The sequence below is a fragment of the Streptomyces sp. NPDC046759 genome (assembly GCF_040645475.1).
In the GTDB taxonomy this organism is placed as follows: domain Bacteria; phylum Actinomycetota; class Actinomycetes; order Streptomycetales; family Streptomycetaceae; genus Streptomyces.
In genome coordinates, this window is sequence record NZ_JBEYYJ010000017.1 from 125,251 (window position 1) to 144,012 (window position 18,762).

The following is an 18,762-nucleotide window of genomic DNA, read 5'->3' on the forward strand; positions in this document are numbered from 1 at the left end:
CCCCCGATGGGCCGTAAGCACTGGAGCGAGTACACCGCCGCCGAACGCGACGACATCAACCGGCTCGGCTACCTGTACGAGACGTTCGTCCACCACCTGACCCGCCACACCGAATGGGACGCCTTCACCGCCGTGATGGCCGGTGCCTTCGGCGCCGAGTTCTCCCTCAGCGACGCCGGCGCCTACCCGCCCGCCGGACACAGCTACCCCCGCCTGGAGGGCTGACCCCCTATGGCTGCCACCATCCGCCCGGACCCCGTTCTCATCCAAGCCGTGATCGCCGGTGCGCTGTCCTTCGCCCACCTGCACGACCTGGCCGAAGCTGCTGGTCAGTCGGGCTGGAAGGGCTGGGCCTATCCGGTCTCCGTCGATCTGCTGCTGGTCGCCGCCTGGCGTCGGCTGCGGACCGCTCGGCGTGACCGCTCGGCCTGGACCTGGTTCGTCATCGCCCTGGGCGCTTCGCTCGGCGCCAACATCGCCACCGCCGGACTCCTCGACCTGCACCAGGTGCCCGCCTGGCTGCGGATCCTCGTCGCTGGCTGGCCCGCCCTGGCCTTCCTCGGCGGCACGCTCCTCGTCCACTCACCCACCACCCCGACAGCGGCAGAACCGGAGACCGATGACCCGGCCACGCCCGAGGTCGCGCTACACCGCACCGACGACCCGGCGCCGGCGCCCGAGCTGGCTCCCGCGCCGGAACCGGCCCCGGTGAAGCCCGCGGCTGCCGCTCCGGTCGTCCCGGCCGCGCTGCTGGACCACGCCCGCAAGCTTGCCGAGGCCCACCAGGCCGCTACCGGGTCCCCGATGCCCGCCGACACGCTCTCGGCCCGCCTCGGCCTGCCCGCCGAGATGACCCGCGCCATCACCAGCCAACTCCAACTCGCCTGACTCGACAGGAGGTCACCGTGTCTGCTCACCGCCGCTTCCGCGACGTGATCCGCATCGGCCCCGTGCAGGTCGCCACCTCGTACAACGGGCGGGGCCGCGAGACGCACACCGCTGCCTGCACCGCTCCCGGCTGTGGCTTCGACGCCGACTACTCCACCCGCGCCGGCGCCGAACTCGCTGCCCGCACCCACCGCTGCAAGGCCTAGAAGGAGCCCCCTGTCATGGACGTTCCGCTCTCGATCGCGGTCATCGCCCTCGGCTACCTCGGCGTCAAGCACGTCCGCCCGCCCTGGTGGCTCGTGGCCCTGCTCCTCCTCGGCGGCTACCTGATCGCCCACAGCTTCCTCGGCCCCGTCATCGCCATGCTCGTCAGCTGACCCAACCAGAAGGGACAACTCGTGGTGTTCACACCGAAATACCCGCCTCAGGACACCGCACCGCCCCCGGCGGCCCTCCAGCCGCAGCCCACCGCCCCAGCCCCGATCGCCTCGGCTCCGGGTCGGCGGACCGTCCAGCTCACGCCCGGCAGCGCGCTCGCCCTCGCCGCGGGCGGAGGTGCCGTGGTCCTGGTCGTCGGCGCGGTCCTGGTCTCGCTCCTGCTGGCGGTCGCCATCACCGGCGTCAGCGTCGCCGTGGTCGCCGTCGTCCTACGCCTGCTCGTCAAAGACCTCCAGCAGGGGCGGTGATCTCGTATGGACACGAGCCTGATCGCCGCCGGGTTACCGGCCCTGGGCTGGACCGTCCACGGTGGAGTGCTCCTGCGGCGTCTGGCCACCGCCCGGCGTGACCCCCTGACCGGCCTGCACACGCGCGCCGGATGGACCGCCCGCGCCGAACGCCTGCTCTCCAAGCACCCCGGCGCCCTGGTCCTCCTCGTCGATCTGGATGACTTCAAGGCCATCAACGACACCCACGGGCATCTCGCCGGAGACGCGGTCCTGACCGCGACTGCCGACCGGTTGAGCAGCTGGTGCGGCCGCCACGGCATCGCCGCCCGCCTCGGCGGAGACGAGTTCGCCGCGATCGTCACCGTCCCCGACCACACGACCGGACTGGAAGCCCTGCGAAAGGCCATGGACCAGCCGGTCCACCACAACGGCCACGTCCTGCCGGTCTCCGCCTCGATGGGCTGCTGCCACCGCCGGCATCTGCCCGTCCCGACCCTCACCGACGCGCTGTCCGCTGCCGACGCCGCGATGTACGCGGCCAAGGGCCACGGTCGACGCAACACCCACCACTGATCCCGAAAGGAACCCCCAATGGGCATCTTCAGCAAGCGTCCCGAGATCGACCTCGACGAGCGGGACCGGCAGATCGAGGAAGGCAAGCGCCGTGGCGCACAGCTCGAGCGCGAGATCTACGGGCGCATCAAGGACGGGACCGCCACGAAGGAAGACAAGCGCATCTGGAACGCCGGACGTAAGCGTTCCGGTCGCATCAAGTAACGCCCTCCGGGGCGGCTCTCTCGCCAAAGATCCGCCGCCCCGGACGGCTCCACCTCTTCCAGATCCAACGGACCCGAAAGGGAAGCCCCATCATGCCCCAGCCCGCCCGCAACAAGCCCGTCTGCCGCGACTGCGACGGCTTCGCCACCGCCGCCATCACCACCGGCATCCGTCACCGCGACGGCTCCCGCGTCACCCTCCGCGTCGACTGCCGCGCCTGCAAGGGCACCGGCTACACCCTCCCGGCCAACGTCCTCGTCCAGGTCGGGAGGTGACCGAGTGAAGAGCCTCACCACCTCGGCTCACATCGAGCCGGACACCCGTTTCCGCGTCACGCCGTTCGCGGACCGCGCCAACCCCTTCGTCAGCCTCCGCGTTGAGGGCGACTCCGTCGAGATCGCGTTGATCGCCTCTCTCGGTACCTCGCAGGCCCTGTGCAACTTGGCCGTCGCAGCAATCGAAGCGGCAGGAGCCCTGGACGCCATGGCCACCGACGGTCCAGCACACGAAAGGATGTGACTGCGTGACCGACTCCGCCACCATGGCGGGCCTGGACCCGGCCACCCTCGCCGACGTGCTGAGGCTGGCCGGGTCCACCGGTTTCGACCGCCTCCAAGACCAGATCCGCCGCACCGGCGGCTGCTCCGACCCCATCCACCTGATCGGCTCCACTGCCACCCGCGATGCGTCCACGGGGCAGCTGCTGCATGCCTACTCGACGGACGGCGAACCTGGCGGACGGCTCCGCATCGCCTGCGGCAACCGCCGCGCCTCCCGCTGCCCGTCCTGCGCCTGGACCTACGCAGGCGACACCTACCACCTCATCCGCGCCGGCCTCGTCGGCGACCCCGCCAAAGGCACACCCGAGACGATCCGCGACCACCCCCGGGTCTTCGCCACCCTCACCGCCCCGTCGTTCGGCCCCGTCCACAACCGGCCCGGCAACCGGCCCTGCCGCTGCGGCACCCACCACCGGGAGGACGCCCCCGAACTCGGCACACCCCTCGACCCCGACACCTACGACTACGCCGGCGCCGTGCTGTGGAACAACCACGCCCCCGAACTGTGGCGCTACTTCACGATCTACCTGCGCCGCGAGATCGCCCGCCGCGCTGGCCTCACCCAGAAGGACGCCCACGAACAGTCCCGCGTCTCCTTCGGCAAGGTCGCCGAATACCAAAAGCGCGGCGCCGTCCACTTCCACGCCGTCATCCGCTTCGACGGCCCCGACGGACCGGACACCCCGCCCCCGACCTGGGCCACCCTCGACCTGCTCACCAACGCCATCCATGCTGCAGCCGCCCGCGTCGCCGTCGACATCGACCCGGCCGGAGACCAGCCCGCCCGCACCCTCGCCTGGGGCACACAGCTCGACGTCCGCCCGATCCGCGCCTTCGGGGAAGGCTCCGAGATCACCGAAGCAGCGGTCGCCTCCTACGTCGCCAAGTACGCCACCAAAGCCGCCGAGATCTCCGGCGCCGCGGACACTCCGGTCCACTGCCGCACATGCCGAGGCACCGGCCGCTCCGCCGTGTACGACCGCGCTGGTTCTGCACTTAGCCGCTGCACCGGCTGCCACGGCACCGGCCTGGGCGAAGACCTCGCCCGCCTGGAGATCTCCGAACACGCCCGGCGCCTGATGGCCGCGTGCATCGACCTCCAGGCGCTCTACCCCGAACGCCAGCTCGCCCGCTGGGCTCACATGCTCGGCTTCCGCGGCCACTTCTCCACCAAATCCCGCCGCTACTCCACCACCCTCGGCGCCCTCCGCCAGGTCCGCGCCGACTACCGCGTCGCCCAACAACGCGCCGCCCTCGGCCTGCCCGACCCCGACGACGAAGAGGCAACCACCCTGACCCTCGCCCACTGGACCTACGCCGGCCACGGCCACACCCCCGGCGAATCCTGGCTCGCCGCCAACATCCGCCGCGATATCCAACACAACCGCGAGACCGCCCGCGAAGCCCTAAACGACCAAGGCGCCTTGGAAGGAGCCGCAGCATGACCACCGCTACCGCCGAACTGCTGACCGTGCCGGAAGTCATGGTCCGGCTGAAGCTCGGACGCTCGAAGGTCTACGACCTGATCCGCTCGCGTCGCCTGACCTCGATCAAGATCGATGGCGCTCGCCGCATTCCTGCTGATGCCGTCCGGGACTTCATCCTCGGTCAGATCGAGGAGGCCGCCTGATGGCCGGTCAACGTAAGCGCAACCCGAACGGCGCGGGCACCATCACCAAGCGCAAGGACGGCCGCTACCAGTGCGCGGTCTATGTTCTCCAGCCGGACGGCACCCGCGCCCGCAAGTTCGCCTACGGCAAGACCTGGGCGGAGTGCGACACCAAGCGCCGCGAACTGCTCGCCAAGGTGGACCAGGGCGTGCCCGTACCGACCCGGTCGGCCAAGCTCGCCGAGTGGCTGCCGTACTGGGTGGAGAACGTCATCAAGACTCGCCGGAAGCTGAGCACGTACGACAAGTACGAGACGCACGTCCGGCTGTACCTGGTGCCCATGCTCGGCGCCAAGCGGCTCGAATCTCTCAGCGTCCCCGATGTCCGCCGGTTCCTCGTGCGCCTGGAGCAGGAGACCACCGGGGCAACGGCCAAGGAGGCCCATCGAGTCCTGCGTTCAGCGCTGTCCTCGGCCTGCCGTGAGGAACTGATCGCGCGGAACGTTGCCAAGCTCGTCGAGCCGCCCCGAACCGACATCCGCGAGCTGAAGCCCTGGAGCCTGGACGAAACCCTCGACTTCCTCGCCGCCTCCCGCAAGGACCCGCTCTACGCGGCCTTCGTGCTCGCCATCGCCATGGGCCTCCGCCGGGGCGAAATCGTCGGCCTTCGCTGGTCGGACCTCGACCTCGACAACCGGGTCCTGTACGTCCGCCAGCAGACCCAGCGGCGCCGTGGCGTCCTGTACGACGACGACCCCAAGAGCCGTCGTCGCCGAGCCGTCCCGCTCCCTGCCCTCTGCATCGCGCCTCTGCGCTGGCATCGCATGCGGCAGGCAGCTGCCCGAGCAAAGGCGGGGGAGCGGTGGCAGGACTCGGCCTACGTCTTCACCACTCGCACCGGCCGCCCGGTCGAGCCGCGCAACCTGTACCGCTCCTTCACCCGCGTCGCCCAGTCCGCCGGCCTCCGCGTCATCCGCCTGCACGACGCTCGCCACGGCACGGCCACGCTCCTCACGGCGGCCGGAGTCGCGCCCCGCGTCGTGATGGAGATCCTTGGGCACAGCCAGATCAGCATCACCATGGACGTCTACACCCATGTCGTCCAGGACACCCAGCGCGAGGCCATGAGCCACATGGATCGGCTGCTGCGGAAGCGCCATGGTCGTCAGTGACCGCCCCCGTTGATGTCAAAGCTGGATGTCAAAGGCCCCGGACCATGATCGGTCCGGGGCCCTTTCCCTGGTGCCCCCGGCAGGATTCGAACCTGCGACACCCGCTTTAGGAGAGCGGTGCTCTATCCCCTGAGCTACGAAGGCGGGGCTTGTTCGGGCGCCCGTGGGGGCGCTCGAACCACAGGGTACCGGATCAGTCCTGTGACGGGCGCTGGAGTCGGGGAGTCGCGGCCCGGGTCGGGGATCGTGGGTTACGTGCGGGCCCTCCCCCTGGCGCCCGATTAATGATACCTTCCAGAACGAATTTTTTCGCGGCCCGGCGCCGTGCCGGGCACCCCAGGGGGAGGTTGAGGGCATGACAGTGATGGCAGACATGGACGCCGAGGTGTCGGCCGACGGCGGGCATCGGCCCGCCTATCTGGTCTTCTGCGACGTCGACGAGACCCTGATCGACTGCAAGAGCATGTTCGAGTTCCTGCGTTTCCAGCTGGTACGGCGCTACGGGGACGCGGGCGAGGAGCGCTACCGGTCCATCCACGGGGACATCAGGCAGCGGGCCGCCTCGGGCATGCCCCGCGAGGTCGTCAACCGCCTCTACTACCGCTCCTACGCCGGTGAGAGCGCGGCCGAGATGACCGCTCTCGGCCGGGAGTGGTTCTCCCTCGCCGTCGCGGACCCCGGGTTCTTCGTCGCGTCCACCGTGGCCGAGCTGGACCGGCACCGTGCCGCCGGCGCCGAGGTCGTGCTCGTCTCCGGCTCCTTCCCGCCCTGCCTGGAGCCCATCGCCGCGCACATCGGCGCCCGGCACGTCCTGTGCACCACGCCGGACGTGGCCGACGGCCGCTACACCGGTGAGGTGCCCGAGTCCGTGATCGGCGAGGGCAAGCGGGCGGCGGTGCTGCGGCTGCTCGCCGAACACCCCGGCGTCAACCCGCTCGACTGCTACGCCTACGGGGACCACCCCTCGGACTTCCCCATGCTCGACTGCGTCGGCCATCCCCGGGCCGTCGGCGACGACCCCGCCGTGCGCGGCTATCTCGGCCGGCGTGCGGAGGGGGCGGGGACCGCCGTGTCCGGGTGTGCGCTCGCCTGCTGGTCCATGGGCCGGGACGAGCACTCCGCGGACTGCTCCGGGCAGTGCGCCCTGCCGCTGGGCTGAGCGCGGGGCGCCGTACACGGGCGTCGGGGGACGGTCCGGGCTGTGGCCCGCCGTCCCCCGACGCGTGTGCGGGGTCAGTCGATGCTCCGGCAGATGTGCGGTTCCAGCGCCGCGTCGTCGACGTCGCCCGCCAGGCGCAGGACGGGGGTCTTCGCCTCCGGCCCGGTGTTGAGCAGGTACCAGCGGCCGTCGTGCTGGACCGAGGCCATGTTGCCGTTGGCGAGGACGTACAGGCGGGCATGGGCGGAACGGGCGGAACGGGGGGACAGGGGGGCGGTGGTGGCCTGCTGGTCGGTGGTCTCCATCGTGATCACTGCTTCTCCTGGGTACGGGGGCGGGTGCTGGTGACGGTCGCGTTCTTCTCTCCGCTGCTTACTCTTGGGGCTCTTCCACGGGCGCGCTTGTCGTTGCTGCCGTCCGGCTGACGCCGGGCCTTGTCACCGCGCCCCGGCCAGTACGGGCTCCCGCACCGGTGCCACCGGGACGAGCGTCTCCGTGCGGGTCCTGGCCGGGCGGGCGTGCCGGGTCGGGGCCCAGCGCAGCAGGGCCGAACCCACCGACATACCGCCGCCGAAGGCCGACAGGACGGTCACGTCGCCCTCGCTGAACAGTCCGCGGCGGTGCGCCAGATCGAGGGTGATCGGGACCGAGGCGGCGCCGGTGTTGCCGTGGTGGACCAGGGCCAGGTGCATCCGGGCCGCGTCCAGGCCGAGCGCGGGCCAGACCTCCGCCAGCATCACGCCGTTCGCCTGGTGCGGTACGAAGTGGCGCACCGTGCGGGCGGGCACCCCCGCCTTGTCCAGCAGGGTGTGGATCGCACCCGGCAGGTTCTCGTGCACGAAGCCGCGGACGCCGCGCCCGTCCATGGTGAACCAGTGCGCGCCCTCCGCCAGCGTGTCCGCCGACGCCGGCCGCCTGCTCCCGCCGGCCGGCACGCTGATCAGCCGATGCTGGTCGCCGCGCGTGGACAGGCTGGTGGTGATGCCGCCGGTGCCGGCCGGCACCGGGCCGAGCACCACGGCACCCGCGCCGTCGCCGAACAGGATGGCGGTCTTGCGGTCGGCCTGGTCCAGGATGCGGGAGTAGACGTCCGCGCCGATCACGAGGGCGTACGGTCCCTGCGCGGGCGTCCGCCCGCCGGCCGCCGCGTCGGCCGCGTCCGCGCGCAGCATGCGGTCCGCGGCCGTCAGCGCGAACATGAAGCCGCTGCACACCGAGTTGACGTCGAAGGCCGCGGCCCGGCGGGCCCCGATGAGGTCCGTGACGATGGCCGCCGTGGCGGGCTGGGGGTGGTCGGGGGTGGAGGTCGCGACGACGACGTACGCGATCTCGTCGGGCGTCAGGCCCGCCTGTTCCAGGGCCTGCCGGGCCGCCTGGGCGGCGAGGTCCGAGGTGGCCTCGTGGGGGGCGGCGCGGTGCCGTCGTCGTATGCCGGTCTTGCGCTCGATCCATTCGGCGCTCACCCCGGCCGCCTCGCCGACCTCTGCGTTGTCGACGACCGTGGCGGGCAGGTAGGAGCCGGTGGCGATGATGCCGATCGCGGTGTTCGCGGTGTTCGCTGTTTTCGTGCTGTTCAGGGTGTTCACGGTCACTCACTCCCGGGTGTCGTGGCGGTAGGGCGGTAACTGCTGTCCGTACGGCGTCAGTCGGTGGACCGGGTCGTGAACTCACCGAAGCTCGGGCCCTGCAGCTTCAGCTGGGCGTGGATGTCGCCGCCGAGACCGAAGTGGCCGATGGCGCCGCCGTAGTTCTGCTGGTAGCTCATCCACAGCACGACCACGTTGATCACCCGGTTCGCGCCCGGGGTGCCGGGCGCCGGGAACGGGTTGGGCAGCGTCGCCCGGTAGTGGGCCATGCCGTTGCTGTCGCTGATGAACGCGTTGGGCACGCCGAGCGGGCCGGGGCGGGTCGGGCCCGCCGGGTCGAGGTCGTGCTCGCGCAGCGACATGACCGTGTAGAGGCTGTCCGGGATCAGACCGGTGAAGGCGAACGAGAAGTCCGCGCTGCGCCGGTGCGCCGGCACGTGCACCTCCAGCTGTCCGCGGGCCTTGATCCACTGGCCGAGCGTGATCGGCTCCCGCAGCTTCGGGCCGTCCTCCTCCCGCAGGTCCGGGATGGGGGCGCCGTGCAGCGGATAACTCGGGCGGCGCACGTCGTGCGCGTCGGGGCGCTGGTCCGGGGCGAAGAGCATCGGGTAGTTGTTGCACGGCAGGGGGAGGGGCAGGGTGTAGAGCTGGACCTGGGCGTCCGGTCCGGTGGGGTCGGCGAGGTCGAGCTCGCGGACGACGTCGTACGGCAGGTTCTGCCCGAGCGGCGGCAGCGGACTGTCGGGGGAGACCACGGCGCCGCCCCATTCGGAGACGGTGGCGCCGTCGGTGCCGGGGCGGTTGACGCGGCCGATGACGACGAAGTCGCCGTTCTCGTCCACGATCTCGCTCGGCGGGTACAGCGGACCCTGCGTGGTGACGCTCAGGTCGTAGGTCCGGGTCATCGGGGTGGCCGCGACGGGTGCCGGGGCCACGGGGGAGAGGGTCATGTCGGGTGCTCCTTCTGCTCCTTCGCCGGTCGCAAGCCGGTGCGGGGCCATGGGGCGTATGGGGCCATGAGGCGGATGGGGTCATGGGGCGTATGGGGCCATGAGGCGTATGAGCCGTATGAGGCCGTGGGGCGTATGGGGCCGTGTGCGAACGGCCGGCCGCGGGACGCCTTGCTCGGTGACAGGGGCTCCGCGGCCGGCCGGGGGAGGTGGGCGGCGGGTCAGGCGGCGGTGACGCGCTCGTAGATGCGGGTGTACAGGCCGTTGTCGCCTCCGGTGATGTAGGTGTCGCCGGCTTCACGGACGATCTGCTGGTAGCGCGGGGAGGTGAAGGCCTCCATGTACTTCGCCGGGTCCGCGTCGAAGCCGGACACGAACATCACGCCGGGCTCGGTGCTGGCCAGCGAGTGGAAGGCCTGGAAGCTCTTGACCTCCTCCGAGGTGCGCACGACGTCGAAGATGGTCTCCTCACGCCAGGCGCGGTACTGCCGGTAGACGCGCGGCACGACCTCGACGTGCCGCATCTGCACGTACCGGGTGTCGGGCAAGGCGCCGGCGGCCGGCTTGGGGGCCTCGACGAACTGCAGGAACTGGCGCCGGAAGTCACCCTCGCCGAGCGGGCCGACGGCCTCCCACAGCTTCCACCAGTCGGCGCGCAGCTCCTCCATCCGCTCGAAGCCGTCCAGCGGGGCCAGCTCCAGCACGGAGTTGCTCTCCAGGCCGCGGTAGAGGATGCGGCCCGCGAAGCCGGACGCGTCGTTGTGACGCTGCCAGGCCTCGGCGACGGCGTCGATCTGCTCGGGCTTGGCGAACAGTTCGGTGGCGGTGATCAGGGCGGCGGAGGCGGAAGCGGACATGACGGTCTCCTTGTGTGTCTGAGTTCGGGATTCGCGTGACGAAGGTGCGCGTGGCGATGGTGTGGGCGCCCAAGAGGTGGCGCGTGACTGTGGTGCGGGCGCCGAAGGCGCGTGTGACGGTGGTGTGCCTGACGAAGGTGCGCGTCGTGGTGGTGTGCCTGACGATGTGGGCGCCGCGGCGCGGCGGTCGGGTGTCGTACGGACGTCGGTGGCTCAGGCGCCGACCAGCACCGGCTGCCGGGCGGCGGCCGCGGCCCCCGCCGCCGTGGCCGCGGGCGATGCCGTGCGTACCGCGTGCTCGACGGCCGACCGGGCCCTGCGGTGCTCCTTGGCCTCGATGACCGGCGAGTCGAAGGCCGTGTAGCTCACGGTGGTGATCGAGGCGCGGCGGCCGGCCTGGTGGAGGGAGATCTCCGCCTCGAAGGAGAGCCGGTCCGGGTTGTCCAATTCGGCACGGACCGTGTGGTAGACGATCGTGGCGTCGAGTGGGAAGAGGAAGTTCTCGAAGTCGGTGTTGAGCGACTCGATGACGTAGTAGTACGACCGGTCCAGGTAGCGGGAGGCGTGATAGCGCTCGCTGACCGCGAGGAACATCTGCCGGGCGGCCTCGACGGCGACCATGCCCTGGACGTGCTCGCCGGTCTGGTGGTCGATGAGCAGCTCATTGTCGTTGTGGACCCGCAGCGTGGCGGAGAACAGGTCCTCGCCGTCCCGCCTGAGGTCGGCTATGAGGGTGTTGCAGCTCCGGTGCTTGTGGGCCTCGCCGCGGCCGGCCAGGTCCGGCGCCCGGAAGTCGAAGTCGAGTCGCTCGGCGAGGCCGAGGAGCAGGGCCTCGCCGCGGACGAGTTCCCACTCGTCGACGGTGACGCCCTGGCCGGCCCGGACCCGGATCGGCTGGGAGTCCCAGGAGTACACCCCGAGGCGCATTTCCTCGATGAACTGCGAGACGGTGAGGACGTCCTGCTGAACGGCGAATCCGACAAAACGGTCACCGACGAGCAGCAGGGTCCGGGGAGTGGCTGTGGCTGACATGCGTTTCTCCTTGGTGGGGCGGCCGATGCCCGAGGGGTGGCCGCAGAACGGGAGGAGCGTCGAACAGGAACAGCTGACGTGCGGGGACGCACAGGGCCTGCCGCCTCTTCCGCCTCGGTTCTTCCGGGGTGGCGGGGCCGATGTGAAGACCGTAGAGGACGTCCGAGCCCCAGCGCAACCATCTAGTTGGTTTTTCTGAACTATCCAGTTGGTTTCACGGTGGACTAGGCTCCTCCCATGGCTGAGACACCCAAGGGACAGCAGACCCGCGCCAAGCTTCTGGAGGCCGCCGAGGCGGAGTTCTCCGAGCACGGTCTCGCGGGTGCGCGCGTGGACCGCATCGCCGAGCGCTCCGGCGTCAACAAGCAGCGCATCTACGCCTACTTCGGCAACAAGGAAGCCCTGTTCGCCGCCGTGATGGCCAAGGTGTACGCCCACATGTCCGAGGCCGTCCCCATCCCCACCACGGAGGAGGGGCTGCGCTCCTACGTCGGTGAGGTCTTCGACTACCACCGCCGGTCCGACCTGGTGCGGCTGCTGGCCTGGGAGGGTCTGCACTACCGGGACAAGGCGATCCCGGACGAGAAGGAACGTGAGGCGTACTACGTCCACAAGACGGCCGCGCTCAGCCTCGCCCTCGGTGTCGACGACCCCACCGCGGCGGCCCGGGTGCTCATCGCCCTGATCGGCATCGCGTCCTGGCCGTTCATCGTGCCGCAGCAGCGCCGGCTGATGCTGGGGCCGGACGGCGACACGGAGTCGGGCTGGGCGCTGTTGCGGGCCAGTGTGGTGGCGCACGGGCACTCGATCATCGACAACGTGCTGCAGGGGTCCGTCTGAGAGTCCTGCCCCGCGGTCCCGTCCGAGGGGTGTCATGTGGCTTCACCTGCAAGGGAGTTCGGGTTTTCCCGGGCTCCCTTTCTGCCGTCCGGGGAAGCCGCCCAGGCGAAAACCAACTAGATGGTTGCGCGCGCCTCCGAACCCCGCTACCTTCTTCATCGTCAGGCCGGAGCGGCTCGGTCCGAGCCGCTCGACATGACCTGACGTATCGTCAATCAGGGGCGCTGCCCCGGGAATCGAGGCAACCGTGGACACCGTCGCCCCCGTCATCGTCGTCAGCGGCGCCACCGGCGGCATGGGCTCCGCCGTGGTGGAGGAGCTGGCCCGCTCCGACGCCACCGTCGCCCTGCTCGGCCGTGACGCCGTCCGGCTGGAGCGGACTCGTGCCGAGGTGGACGCCCGCACCGGCGGCGCCGGCCGGCTGGTCACCTACGAGACCGACATCAACTCCAGCGCCTCGGTCGACGCCACCGTCGCCGCGCTGCTCATGGAGCTGGGCCGGGTCGACGGGCTGGTGCACACGGCCGGCGACGGCCCCCTGGCCCCCCTCGACGAGACGACCGACGAGATGTGGCAGACCACCTTCAACGGCAAGCTGATGGGCGCGGTCCGGCTCACCCGGGCACTGTCCGGTCCGCTGGCCGAGGCCGGCGGCGGCTCGGTGGTGCTGGTCAGCGGGGTCTTCCGCAAGGACCCCGACCCGCTCTTCCCGGTGAACAGCGCGGTCAACGCCGCTCTCGCCGCCTTCGCCAAGTCCGTCTCCAAGGACCTCGGCCGCCGTGGCGTCCGGGTCAACGTGCTCGACCCCGGTGCCGTGCGCACCCCGCTGTGGGACGAGATCGCCAAGGCGATCGGCGACCGCACCGGCGCCACCGGCGAGGAGGTCAGCGCCCAGGTCGCCGCCCAGACCCCGCTCGGCACGCTCGCGGCCCCGGCCGATGTCGCCCGGCTCGCCGCCTTCCTGCTCTCACCCGCCGCCCGCCATGTCGCGGGTGCCGCGATCACTCTCGACGGCGGTGCCTCGGCCGGCCTCTAGGCCCCGTCCCGCGCCCTTGGCTCACGCGCCGCAGACCACCCCGGCGCGGATCCCGGCGCCCGTGCGCCTCTGTGTCCGTGAGCGCCGTACGCCGTAGCCCCGCGCAAATCCGTGCGCCGTGCACCCCCCCGGTGTGGCGCGCAGCCCGTGTGCCGCGCAGTCCGTGCGCCACGCAAGCCCCCTGTGCGCCGCGCAGCCCGTACGTCACGCAAGCCCCGTACCCCGCGCACTCCGAACGCCCTCCCGCCCGCGCACTCCGAACGCCCTCCCGCCCTCCCGCCCGAAGGAGCTTCGTCATGCCCATCCTCTCCATGACCACCTGGCCGAACCAGACCGACGAGAAGTGCCAGGAGCTGATCGAGGAGCTGACCGCCACGGTGCACCGCGTCATCGGCGCGCCCCTCGACAAGATCACTGTCTACATCCAGGAGATCCCGCAGAACCGCTGGGGCGAGGGCGGAGTGCTCGGCACGAACCCCGAGTTCGCCGAACTCAGCCGCCGCCGCGCCGCGCCGGCCGACGCCTGACCGCGCTCCGCATCCCGCCCGTCCCCCCACCAACTCGGCCGCTTCCAAGGAGAGTTCCCATGGCCATTCTGACCCGGTCCGCGCGGACCGACCGGCGCCCGGTCGTACCGGCCGGCGATCCGTCCACCCCGCGGCGCAGCTCCCCCACCACCGTCCTCGCGGCAGCCCTACTCGCCTTCTTCGTCATCTCCCTCGACGGCTCGGTCGTCAACGTGGCCCTGCCGGCCATCTCCCACAGCCTGCGCGGCTCGATGGCCGACCTGCAGTGGATCGTCGACGGCTACACCCTGATGTTCGCGGCCTTCATGCTGTCGGCCGGCACCTTCTCGGACCGGATCGGCGCCACCCGGGCCTACGCCTGGGGCCTCGCCGCCTTCACCGTGGCCTCCCTGGCCTGCGGCATCGCGCCCAATCTGGGCACGCTGATCGGTGCCCGCATGGTGCAGGGCGGGGCGGCCGCGCTGATGGTGCCGGCCTCGCTCGCGCTGATCCGGCAGACCTACTCCGACCCGGGCAAGCGGGCCCGGGCCATCGCGATCTGGACGGCCGCCGGTTCCGTCGCGGTCGCCGTCGGCCCGGTGGTCGGCGGCATGCTCACCAGTGGGCTGAGCTGGCGGGCGGTGTTCTACCTGAACCTTCCGGTGGGCGCGCTCGGTCTCGCCATGCTGACCCGCATCACCCCCTCGCCCCGCCGTGCGGCCCCGGTCGACCTCCTCGGACAGCTGTCGGTCGTGGCGTCCCTGGCCGGTCTGACCTACGCGGTGATCGAGGGCGGCCGCGCGGGCTGGGGCAGCATCGACGTGCTGGGCACGCTGGCGCTGGCGGTCGTGGCCACGACGGTGTTCGTGGTGACGCAGTCGCGGCGCGAGCACCCGATGGTGCCGCTGAGCATCTTCAAGTCCCGTACGGTGCTGGTCTGCCTGGCCGCCGGCTTCACCATCAACGCGGTCTTCTACGGCGCCATCTTCCTGCTCGGCATGTACTTCCAGCAGGTGCGCGGGGCCTCTCCGGTCAGCACCGGCGCGATGTTCATCCCGATGTGCGCGCTGATCTCCATCGTGAACATGGCGGGCGTCAAGTTGGCCGCACGCAAGGGCGCCTGGGTGCCGATGACCATCGGCCAGCTGGTCATGACCGCCGGTTCGCTGCTGATGCTCACGGTCACCTCCCACACCTCGTACCTGATCCCGGTGCTGCTGCTGGTCCCGATCGGCCTGGGCGGCGGGTTCGCGGTGCCGTCGCTGACGGCGGCGATCCTGGAGAACATCGACGGCGAGCGGGCGGGCACGGCGGCCGCGGTGCTCAACACCTTCCGCCAGGTGGGCAGTTGCATCGCGGTGGCGGCCTTCGGCGCGCTGATCGCGGACACCTCGCACTTCCAGCGGGGCTTCGACACCAGCTTCGTGATCGGGGTGGCGATGCTGCTGACGACGGCCGCGGCCACGGCCCTGCTGCTGCCCCGGCTCACCAAGAAGGCCGGTGACAAGGCCTAGGGGCGTCCGACGCGCCCCTGGACGGCCGGGCGGTGCATCCTCCCCTCGCCGACCGCTCGGCCACCGTACGAAGGCCCCGGCCCGGGATCGTTCCCGGGACCGGGGCCTTCGCGTGCCCGGACCGCTCAGGTAAAGTGAGATTAAAATACCTTCACGAAGGAATTTAAGTAGCCCATGATGGACGCATGACCGTCATGGAGGAACGCGCCGTCCCACATCCCCCGCCCCGGACAACCCGCTCCCGGCTCGCCGAACTCGAGCTGATACGGGAGCTCGCGCACGAGGGCCCCGCCCCCGGCGCGAGCGCCCAGCAGCACGCGCGCGGCAGGCTGACCGCCCGCGAGCGCATCGAACTCCTGCTGGACGCCGGCTCGTTCACCGAGATCGAGCCGCTGCGCCGGCACCGTGCCACCGGCTTCGGACTGGAGGCCAGGCGGCCGTACACGGACGGCGTGGTCACCGGCTGGGGCACCGTCGACGGCCGCACCGTCTTCGTCTACGCCCATGACTTCCGCATCTTCGGCGGCGCCCTCGGCGAGGCGCACGCCGCCAAGATCCACAAGGTGATGGACCTGGCGCTGGCCGCCGGGGCACCGCTGGTCAGCCTGAACGACGGGGCGGGCGCCCGGATCCAGGAGGGCGTCTCGGCCCTCGCCGGCTACGGCGGCATCTTCACCCGGAACGTGGCGGCCTCCGGTGTGCTGCCGCAGATCAGCGTGATGCTCGGGCCGTGCGCGGGCGGCGCCGCCTACTCGCCCGCCCTGACCGACTTCGTCTTCATGGTGCGCGGCATCTCGCAGATGTTCATCACCGGCCCGGACGTGGTGCAGGCGGTGACTGGCGAGCAGGTGGACCACGACGGGCTCGGCGGTGCCGACGTGCACGCCTCGGTCTCCGGGGTGGCCGCCGCGGCCTACGACGACGAGGCGAGCTGTCTGGAGGACGTACGCCACCTGCTGTCGCTGCTGCCGTCCAACAACCGCGAACTGCCGCCGTACGAGGTGCCGTCGGACGATCCGGAGCGGCGCTGCGAGGCCCTGCTCGACCTGGTGCCGGCCGAGCCCGGCCAGGCGTACGACATGCACCGGGTGATCGGGGAGATCGCCGACGACGGAGAGTACTTCGAGGTGCAGCCCACCTGGGCGGCCAACCTGGTGTGCGCGCTGGCCCGGCTGGACGGTCATGTCGTCGGCGTGGTCGCCAACCAGCCCGCGACGACGGCCGGGGTGCTGGACATCGCCGCGTCCGAGAAGGGCGCGCGGTTCGTGCAGTTCTGCGACGCCTTCAACGTCCCGCTGGTGACGCTCGTCGACGTGCCGGGGTTCCTGCCCGGCGTCGGCCAGGAGCACGCCGGCATCATCCGGCACGGCGCGAAGCTGCTGTACGCGTACTGCAACGCGACGGTGCCCCGGATCTCCCTGGTGCTGCGCAAGGCGTACGGCGGCGCCTACATCGTCATGGACTCCCGCTCCATCGGTGCCGACCTGGCGCTGGCCTGGCCCACCAACGAGATCGCCGTGATGGGTGCCGAGGGTGCGGCGAACGTCGTCTTCCGCCGGGAGATCGCCGCGGCCGACGACCCCGAGGCGGTCCGGGCCCGGCGCATCGCGGAGTACCGGTCCGAGCTGATGCACCCCTACTACGCGGCAGAGCGCGGCCTCGTCGACGACGTGATCGACCCGCGCGACACCCGGGCGGTGCTGGTCCGCTCGCTGGCCATGCTCCGTGCAAAGCACCGTGACCTGCCGTCCCGCAAGCACGGGAACCAGCCGGTATGAGCGACGACACCGACGGTCCCGTCCTGCGGGTGCTGCGCGGCGCTCCCACCCCGGAGGAACTGGCCGCGGCCACCGCCGTACTGCTGGAACTGGCCCGGCGGACGCCTGCCGCGGAGGAGCCCGCGCCCGCCCGGACCCGACCCACCTGGCACCGCCCCGCCCTGACCACGCACCGCGCCGCCACGTCCTGGCGCCACTGACCCGGAGGATCACCATGGCCACGACCCAGGCCACCCACGCCACCCACGACAACCGTCCCACCGCCTATGTCACCAGCCACGCCGAGACCTACTCCCTGGAGGAGGTGGTCCGGATCAGCGGCCTCGACGCCGAGACGCTGCGCTGGTACGAGGACCAGGGGCTGATCGAGGGCGCCCAGGAGGACCCGTACGGCGGCCGCGCCTACAGCCCGGTCCACCTGCGCTGGCTCGAGTTCCTCAACCACCTGCGCAGCACCGGGATGCTCCCGGCCGACATGAACCACTACGTCGAGCTGTACCGGGCGGGCGACTCGACGATCGCCGCCCGCCGCGAACTCCTCGAGGCGCACCGGGAGGTGCTGCGTGCCCGGTCCAGGGAGTTCGACTCCACGCTGCGCTACCTCGACTGGAAGATCGGTTTCTATCTGGAGCGGGAGGCGGCGCTGGTGCGGGCCGGGGCGTCGGCGCCGAGCACGGCCGAGGCGTAGGCGGCGGCCACCGGTTCCAGTCGCAGCACGCCGTGCGAGGCGACCGTGTGGACGTCGCGCCACAGCCGGTTCAGTTCGCCGCCGCCCTCGCGGACGTGGGCGCCGCCGGTGCGGAAGAGCCGGTCCACCGCGTCGGCGAGCAGCCCGGCGGCCACGGCGGCGTCCCGCTGGTTGCCGGTGACGAGGGCCGAGTTGACCGGTGCCGTGTCGGCGCGGTGGGCGGCCCGCTCCAGCAGCAGTCCGGCCGCGTCGATGTGTGCCGAGGCCACCGCGAGCGTCTCGCGCACCGCCGCGCTGTCGCGGTGCGGGCGCCCGCTGCCGGGTGCCTTCCCCGAAGCCCACTGCGACCACACGGCAAGGGCCCGGCGGGCCGCGCCCAGCGCCGGGGCGCAGAACAGCAGGCCGCCGGCCAGCTGGGCCGGGACGGTGTGGCAGCGGGCCAGGCCCGGTGCGTCGCCGCCGCGCATCAACTCGGCCTGCGAGAACGAGCGGTGGTGCGGGACGAAGGCGTCCCGCACCACGGCGGTGTGACTGCCCGTGCCGCGCAGTCCGGTGGCGTCCCAGGTGTCGGCCGCCTCCACGGCCTCGGCCGGCACGGCGAACACGCGCACCCGTCCGCCGTCCTCGGCCGGCTCCGGCGCGGCCACCAGCACCCACTCGGCGCTGTCGATCCCGCTGACGCACCCCCAGGACCCCGTCACCCGCCAGCCGCCGTCGGCCGGCCGGGCCGACCCGCTGGGCGGCATCAGCGCGGCCGAGATCCGCACGTCGGGCGAGCCGCCCCACAGTTCCCGCTGCCCCTCCTCGGGCAGCAGCGCCGCATAGCGCGCGTGCGCGGCCCAGAGCATTCCGACCCACGCGGCCGCGGTGCAGGCCTCGCCCACCGCCGCCACCTCGGCGAGCAGGGGCGCGAATCGGCCCTCGGCGCCGCCCCATCGGCGCGGGACGAAATGCCGGGGCAGACCGGCGGAGGTCAGTTCGGCCACGACCTCCTGGGCCAGCCGGCGGTCCCGGTCGGCGGACGGGGCGTGGTCGGCGACCGTGCCCAGAGCACTGTTGGAGGGCATGCTGTCTGCTCCTTGTCGGAATCCCGCACCAAAAAAGTGCGTTCAAGAAGGTATTATTTGAGGGTCCCGGCCGCC

General features: G+C 71.6%; 26 protein-coding genes and 1 tRNA gene. 20 read left to right on the forward strand and 7 right to left on the reverse strand.

Features of this window, described 5'->3' with window-relative positions:
- The first annotated feature begins 6 nt into the window (after positions 1 to 6).
- The 12 genes from ABZ919_RS23245 (at position 7) to ABZ919_RS23300 (ending at position 5,674) form a co-directional block, all read left to right on the forward strand.
- Positions 7 to 225, forward strand: a complete 219-nt coding sequence (locus ABZ919_RS23245; protein ID WP_361250919.1) for a hypothetical protein — start codon at positions 7 to 9, stop codon at positions 223 to 225.
- Between the two features lie 6 nt (positions 226 to 231).
- Complete coding sequence (locus tag ABZ919_RS23250) at positions 232 to 888, forward strand: DUF2637 domain-containing protein (RefSeq protein ID WP_361250921.1); 657 nt, start codon at positions 232 to 234, stop codon at positions 886 to 888.
- Between the two features lie 17 nt (positions 889 to 905).
- Positions 906 to 1,094 carry a mobile element transfer protein gene (locus ABZ919_RS23255; RefSeq protein WP_360086919.1) on the forward strand — a complete coding sequence of 63 codons (189 nt, stop codon included), beginning with the start codon at positions 906 to 908 and terminating at the stop codon, positions 1,092 to 1,094.
- Between the two features lie 15 nt (positions 1,095 to 1,109).
- On the forward strand, positions 1,110 to 1,265 hold the full coding sequence (locus ABZ919_RS23260) for a hypothetical protein (RefSeq protein ID WP_361250924.1): 156 nt from the start codon (positions 1,110 to 1,112) through the stop codon (positions 1,263 to 1,265).
- A 24-nt stretch (positions 1,266 to 1,289) separates the two neighbouring features.
- Positions 1,290 to 1,574: a SpdD protein gene (locus tag ABZ919_RS23265; protein WP_361251057.1), complete on the forward strand. Its 285-nt coding sequence runs from the start codon at positions 1,290 to 1,292 to the stop codon at positions 1,572 to 1,574.
- Positions 1,575 to 1,580: 6 nt separating this feature from the next.
- On the forward strand, positions 1,581 to 2,129 hold the full coding sequence (locus ABZ919_RS23270; protein WP_361250926.1) for a GGDEF domain-containing protein: 549 nt from the start codon (positions 1,581 to 1,583) through the stop codon (positions 2,127 to 2,129).
- Between the two features lie 18 nt (positions 2,130 to 2,147).
- Positions 2,148 to 2,333, forward strand: coding sequence for a hypothetical protein (locus ABZ919_RS23275; RefSeq protein ID WP_361250929.1), 186 nt, complete (start codon positions 2,148 to 2,150; stop codon positions 2,331 to 2,333).
- 92 nt (positions 2,334 to 2,425) lie between these two features.
- Positions 2,426 to 2,608, forward strand: coding sequence for a hypothetical protein (locus tag ABZ919_RS23280; protein ID WP_361250931.1), 183 nt, complete (start codon positions 2,426 to 2,428; stop codon positions 2,606 to 2,608).
- 4 nt (positions 2,609 to 2,612) lie between these two features.
- Complete coding sequence (locus tag ABZ919_RS23285) at positions 2,613 to 2,852, forward strand: hypothetical protein (RefSeq protein WP_361250934.1); 240 nt, start codon at positions 2,613 to 2,615, stop codon at positions 2,850 to 2,852.
- Between the two features lie 4 nt (positions 2,853 to 2,856).
- Positions 2,857 to 4,338: a replication initiator gene (locus ABZ919_RS23290; protein WP_361250936.1), complete on the forward strand. Its 1,482-nt coding sequence runs from the start codon at positions 2,857 to 2,859 to the stop codon at positions 4,336 to 4,338.
- Positions 4,335 to 4,523, forward strand: coding sequence for a helix-turn-helix domain-containing protein (locus ABZ919_RS23295; RefSeq protein WP_361250938.1), 189 nt, complete (start codon positions 4,335 to 4,337; stop codon positions 4,521 to 4,523). Before ABZ919_RS23290 ends, ABZ919_RS23295 begins: the two co-directional genes overlap by 4 nt.
- Positions 4,523 to 5,674 carry a site-specific integrase gene (locus tag ABZ919_RS23300; RefSeq protein WP_361250941.1) on the forward strand — a complete coding sequence of 384 codons (1,152 nt, stop codon included), beginning with the start codon at positions 4,523 to 4,525 and terminating at the stop codon, positions 5,672 to 5,674. Before ABZ919_RS23295 ends, ABZ919_RS23300 begins: the two co-directional genes overlap by 1 nt.
- Positions 5,675 to 5,742: 68 nt before the next feature.
- Here the strand turns inward: ABZ919_RS23300 and ABZ919_RS23305 are convergent.
- Positions 5,743 to 5,818, reverse strand: a tRNA-Arg gene (locus tag ABZ919_RS23305).
- A gap of 211 nt (positions 5,819 to 6,029) precedes the next feature.
- Between ABZ919_RS23305 and ABZ919_RS23310 the strand changes: the two genes are divergently transcribed.
- A complete protein-coding gene (locus tag ABZ919_RS23310; RefSeq protein ID WP_361250942.1) occupies positions 6,030 to 6,833 on the forward strand; it encodes an HAD family hydrolase in 804 nt (267 codons plus the stop codon).
- A gap of 74 nt (positions 6,834 to 6,907) precedes the next feature.
- Here ABZ919_RS23310 and ABZ919_RS23315 read toward each other — a convergent pair whose 3' ends face one another.
- From ABZ919_RS23315 to ABZ919_RS23335, 5 genes are all read right to left on the reverse strand, one after another.
- Positions 6,908 to 7,147: a hypothetical protein gene (locus tag ABZ919_RS23315; protein WP_361250945.1), complete on the reverse strand. Its 240-nt coding sequence runs from the start codon at positions 7,145 to 7,147 to the stop codon at positions 6,908 to 6,910.
- 123 nt (positions 7,148 to 7,270) lie between these two features.
- Positions 7,271 to 8,419 (reverse strand): ketoacyl-ACP synthase III, encoded by a 1,149-nt coding sequence (locus ABZ919_RS23320; RefSeq protein ID WP_361250948.1) that lies wholly within the window; start codon positions 8,417 to 8,419, stop codon positions 7,271 to 7,273.
- Between the two features lie 56 nt (positions 8,420 to 8,475).
- Entirely contained in the window at positions 8,476 to 9,369 is an 894-nt protein-coding gene (locus ABZ919_RS23325) for a hypothetical protein (protein ID WP_361250949.1), read from the reverse strand.
- 221 nt (positions 9,370 to 9,590) lie between these two features.
- Positions 9,591 to 10,226, reverse strand: a complete 636-nt coding sequence (locus tag ABZ919_RS23330; protein WP_361250952.1) for a hypothetical protein — start codon at positions 10,224 to 10,226, stop codon at positions 9,591 to 9,593.
- A gap of 213 nt (positions 10,227 to 10,439) precedes the next feature.
- Positions 10,440 to 11,258 carry an AfsA-related hotdog domain-containing protein gene (locus ABZ919_RS23335; RefSeq protein WP_361250954.1) on the reverse strand — a complete coding sequence of 273 codons (819 nt, stop codon included), beginning with the start codon at positions 11,256 to 11,258 and terminating at the stop codon, positions 10,440 to 10,442.
- Between the two features lie 237 nt (positions 11,259 to 11,495).
- Here ABZ919_RS23335 and ABZ919_RS23340 point away from each other — a divergent pair, with 237 nt between their 5' ends.
- The 7 genes from ABZ919_RS23340 to ABZ919_RS23370 all read left to right on the forward strand — a co-directional run bounded on the left by ABZ919_RS23340 (position 11,496) and on the right by ABZ919_RS23370 (position 17,620).
- Positions 11,496 to 12,098: a TetR family transcriptional regulator gene (locus ABZ919_RS23340; RefSeq protein ID WP_361250957.1), complete on the forward strand. Its 603-nt coding sequence runs from the start codon at positions 11,496 to 11,498 to the stop codon at positions 12,096 to 12,098.
- 247 nt (positions 12,099 to 12,345) lie between these two features.
- Positions 12,346 to 13,134, forward strand: coding sequence for an SDR family oxidoreductase (locus ABZ919_RS23345; protein WP_361250959.1), 789 nt, complete (start codon positions 12,346 to 12,348; stop codon positions 13,132 to 13,134).
- Positions 13,135 to 13,430: 296 nt separating this feature from the next.
- On the forward strand, positions 13,431 to 13,661 hold the full coding sequence (locus ABZ919_RS23350) for a tautomerase family protein (protein ID WP_361250961.1): 231 nt from the start codon (positions 13,431 to 13,433) through the stop codon (positions 13,659 to 13,661).
- Positions 13,662 to 13,720: 59 nt separating this feature from the next.
- A complete protein-coding gene (locus tag ABZ919_RS23355) occupies positions 13,721 to 15,154 on the forward strand; it encodes an MFS transporter (protein WP_361250964.1) in 1,434 nt (477 codons plus the stop codon).
- A 185-nt stretch (positions 15,155 to 15,339) separates the two neighbouring features.
- Positions 15,340 to 16,932: an acyl-CoA carboxylase subunit beta gene (locus ABZ919_RS23360; RefSeq protein ID WP_361250965.1), complete on the forward strand. Its 1,593-nt coding sequence runs from the start codon at positions 15,340 to 15,342 to the stop codon at positions 16,930 to 16,932.
- Positions 16,929 to 17,132, forward strand: a complete 204-nt coding sequence (locus tag ABZ919_RS23365; RefSeq protein WP_361250967.1) for an acyl-CoA carboxylase subunit epsilon — start codon at positions 16,929 to 16,931, stop codon at positions 17,130 to 17,132. The genes ABZ919_RS23360 and ABZ919_RS23365 overlap by 4 nt, the downstream gene beginning before the upstream one ends.
- A gap of 14 nt (positions 17,133 to 17,146) precedes the next feature.
- Positions 17,147 to 17,620 (forward strand): MerR family transcriptional regulator, encoded by a 474-nt coding sequence (locus ABZ919_RS23370; protein WP_361250970.1) that lies wholly within the window; start codon positions 17,147 to 17,149, stop codon positions 17,618 to 17,620.
- On the opposite strand, the gene ABZ919_RS23375 is transcribed toward ABZ919_RS23370, so the two are convergent.
- Positions 17,554 to 18,687: an acyl-CoA dehydrogenase family protein gene (locus ABZ919_RS23375; protein ID WP_361250973.1), complete on the reverse strand. Its 1,134-nt coding sequence runs from the start codon at positions 18,685 to 18,687 to the stop codon at positions 17,554 to 17,556. The genes ABZ919_RS23370 and ABZ919_RS23375 overlap by 67 nt on opposite strands.
- Positions 18,688 to 18,762 lie beyond the last annotated feature (75 nt).

What these genes read in the sequence shown, in the direction of transcription:
- ABZ919_RS23245 (WP_361250919.1), top strand. Translation starts at nt 7, where the DNA reads ATGGGCCGTAAGCACTGGAGCGAGTACACCGCCGCCGAACGCGACGAC.
- ABZ919_RS23250 (WP_361250921.1), top strand. Translation starts at nt 232, where the DNA reads ATGGCTGCCACCATCCGCCCGGACCCCGTTCTCATCCAAGCCGTGATC.
- ABZ919_RS23260 (WP_361250924.1), top strand. Translation starts at nt 1,110, where the DNA reads ATGGACGTTCCGCTCTCGATCGCGGTCATCGCCCTCGGCTACCTCGGC.
- ABZ919_RS23270 (WP_361250926.1), top strand. Translation starts at nt 1,581, where the DNA reads ATGGACACGAGCCTGATCGCCGCCGGGTTACCGGCCCTGGGCTGGACC.
- ABZ919_RS23275 (WP_361250929.1), top strand. Translation starts at nt 2,148, where the DNA reads ATGGGCATCTTCAGCAAGCGTCCCGAGATCGACCTCGACGAGCGGGAC.
- ABZ919_RS23280 (WP_361250931.1), top strand. Translation starts at nt 2,426, where the DNA reads ATGCCCCAGCCCGCCCGCAACAAGCCCGTCTGCCGCGACTGCGACGGC.
- ABZ919_RS23295 (WP_361250938.1), top strand. Translation starts at nt 4,335, where the DNA reads ATGACCACCGCTACCGCCGAACTGCTGACCGTGCCGGAAGTCATGGTC.
- ABZ919_RS23300 (WP_361250941.1), top strand. Translation starts at nt 4,523, where the DNA reads ATGGCCGGTCAACGTAAGCGCAACCCGAACGGCGCGGGCACCATCACC.
- ABZ919_RS23310 (WP_361250942.1), top strand. Translation starts at nt 6,030, where the DNA reads ATGACAGTGATGGCAGACATGGACGCCGAGGTGTCGGCCGACGGCGGG.
- ABZ919_RS23325 (WP_361250949.1), bottom strand. Translation starts at nt 9,369, where the DNA reads ATGACCCTCTCCCCCGTGGCCCCGGCACCCGTCGCGGCCACCCCGATG.
- ABZ919_RS23330 (WP_361250952.1), bottom strand. Translation starts at nt 10,226, where the DNA reads ATGTCCGCTTCCGCCTCCGCCGCCCTGATCACCGCCACCGAACTGTTC.
- ABZ919_RS23335 (WP_361250954.1), bottom strand. Translation starts at nt 11,258, where the DNA reads ATGTCAGCCACAGCCACTCCCCGGACCCTGCTGCTCGTCGGTGACCGT.
- ABZ919_RS23340 (WP_361250957.1), top strand. Translation starts at nt 11,496, where the DNA reads ATGGCTGAGACACCCAAGGGACAGCAGACCCGCGCCAAGCTTCTGGAG.
- ABZ919_RS23350 (WP_361250961.1), top strand. Translation starts at nt 13,431, where the DNA reads ATGCCCATCCTCTCCATGACCACCTGGCCGAACCAGACCGACGAGAAG.
- ABZ919_RS23355 (WP_361250964.1), top strand. Translation starts at nt 13,721, where the DNA reads ATGGCCATTCTGACCCGGTCCGCGCGGACCGACCGGCGCCCGGTCGTA.
- ABZ919_RS23360 (WP_361250965.1), top strand. Translation starts at nt 15,340, where the DNA reads ATGACCGTCATGGAGGAACGCGCCGTCCCACATCCCCCGCCCCGGACA.
- ABZ919_RS23365 (WP_361250967.1), top strand. Translation starts at nt 16,929, where the DNA reads ATGAGCGACGACACCGACGGTCCCGTCCTGCGGGTGCTGCGCGGCGCT.
- ABZ919_RS23370 (WP_361250970.1), top strand. Translation starts at nt 17,147, where the DNA reads ATGGCCACGACCCAGGCCACCCACGCCACCCACGACAACCGTCCCACC.
- ABZ919_RS23375 (WP_361250973.1), bottom strand. Translation starts at nt 18,687, where the DNA reads ATGCCCTCCAACAGTGCTCTGGGCACGGTCGCCGACCACGCCCCGTCC.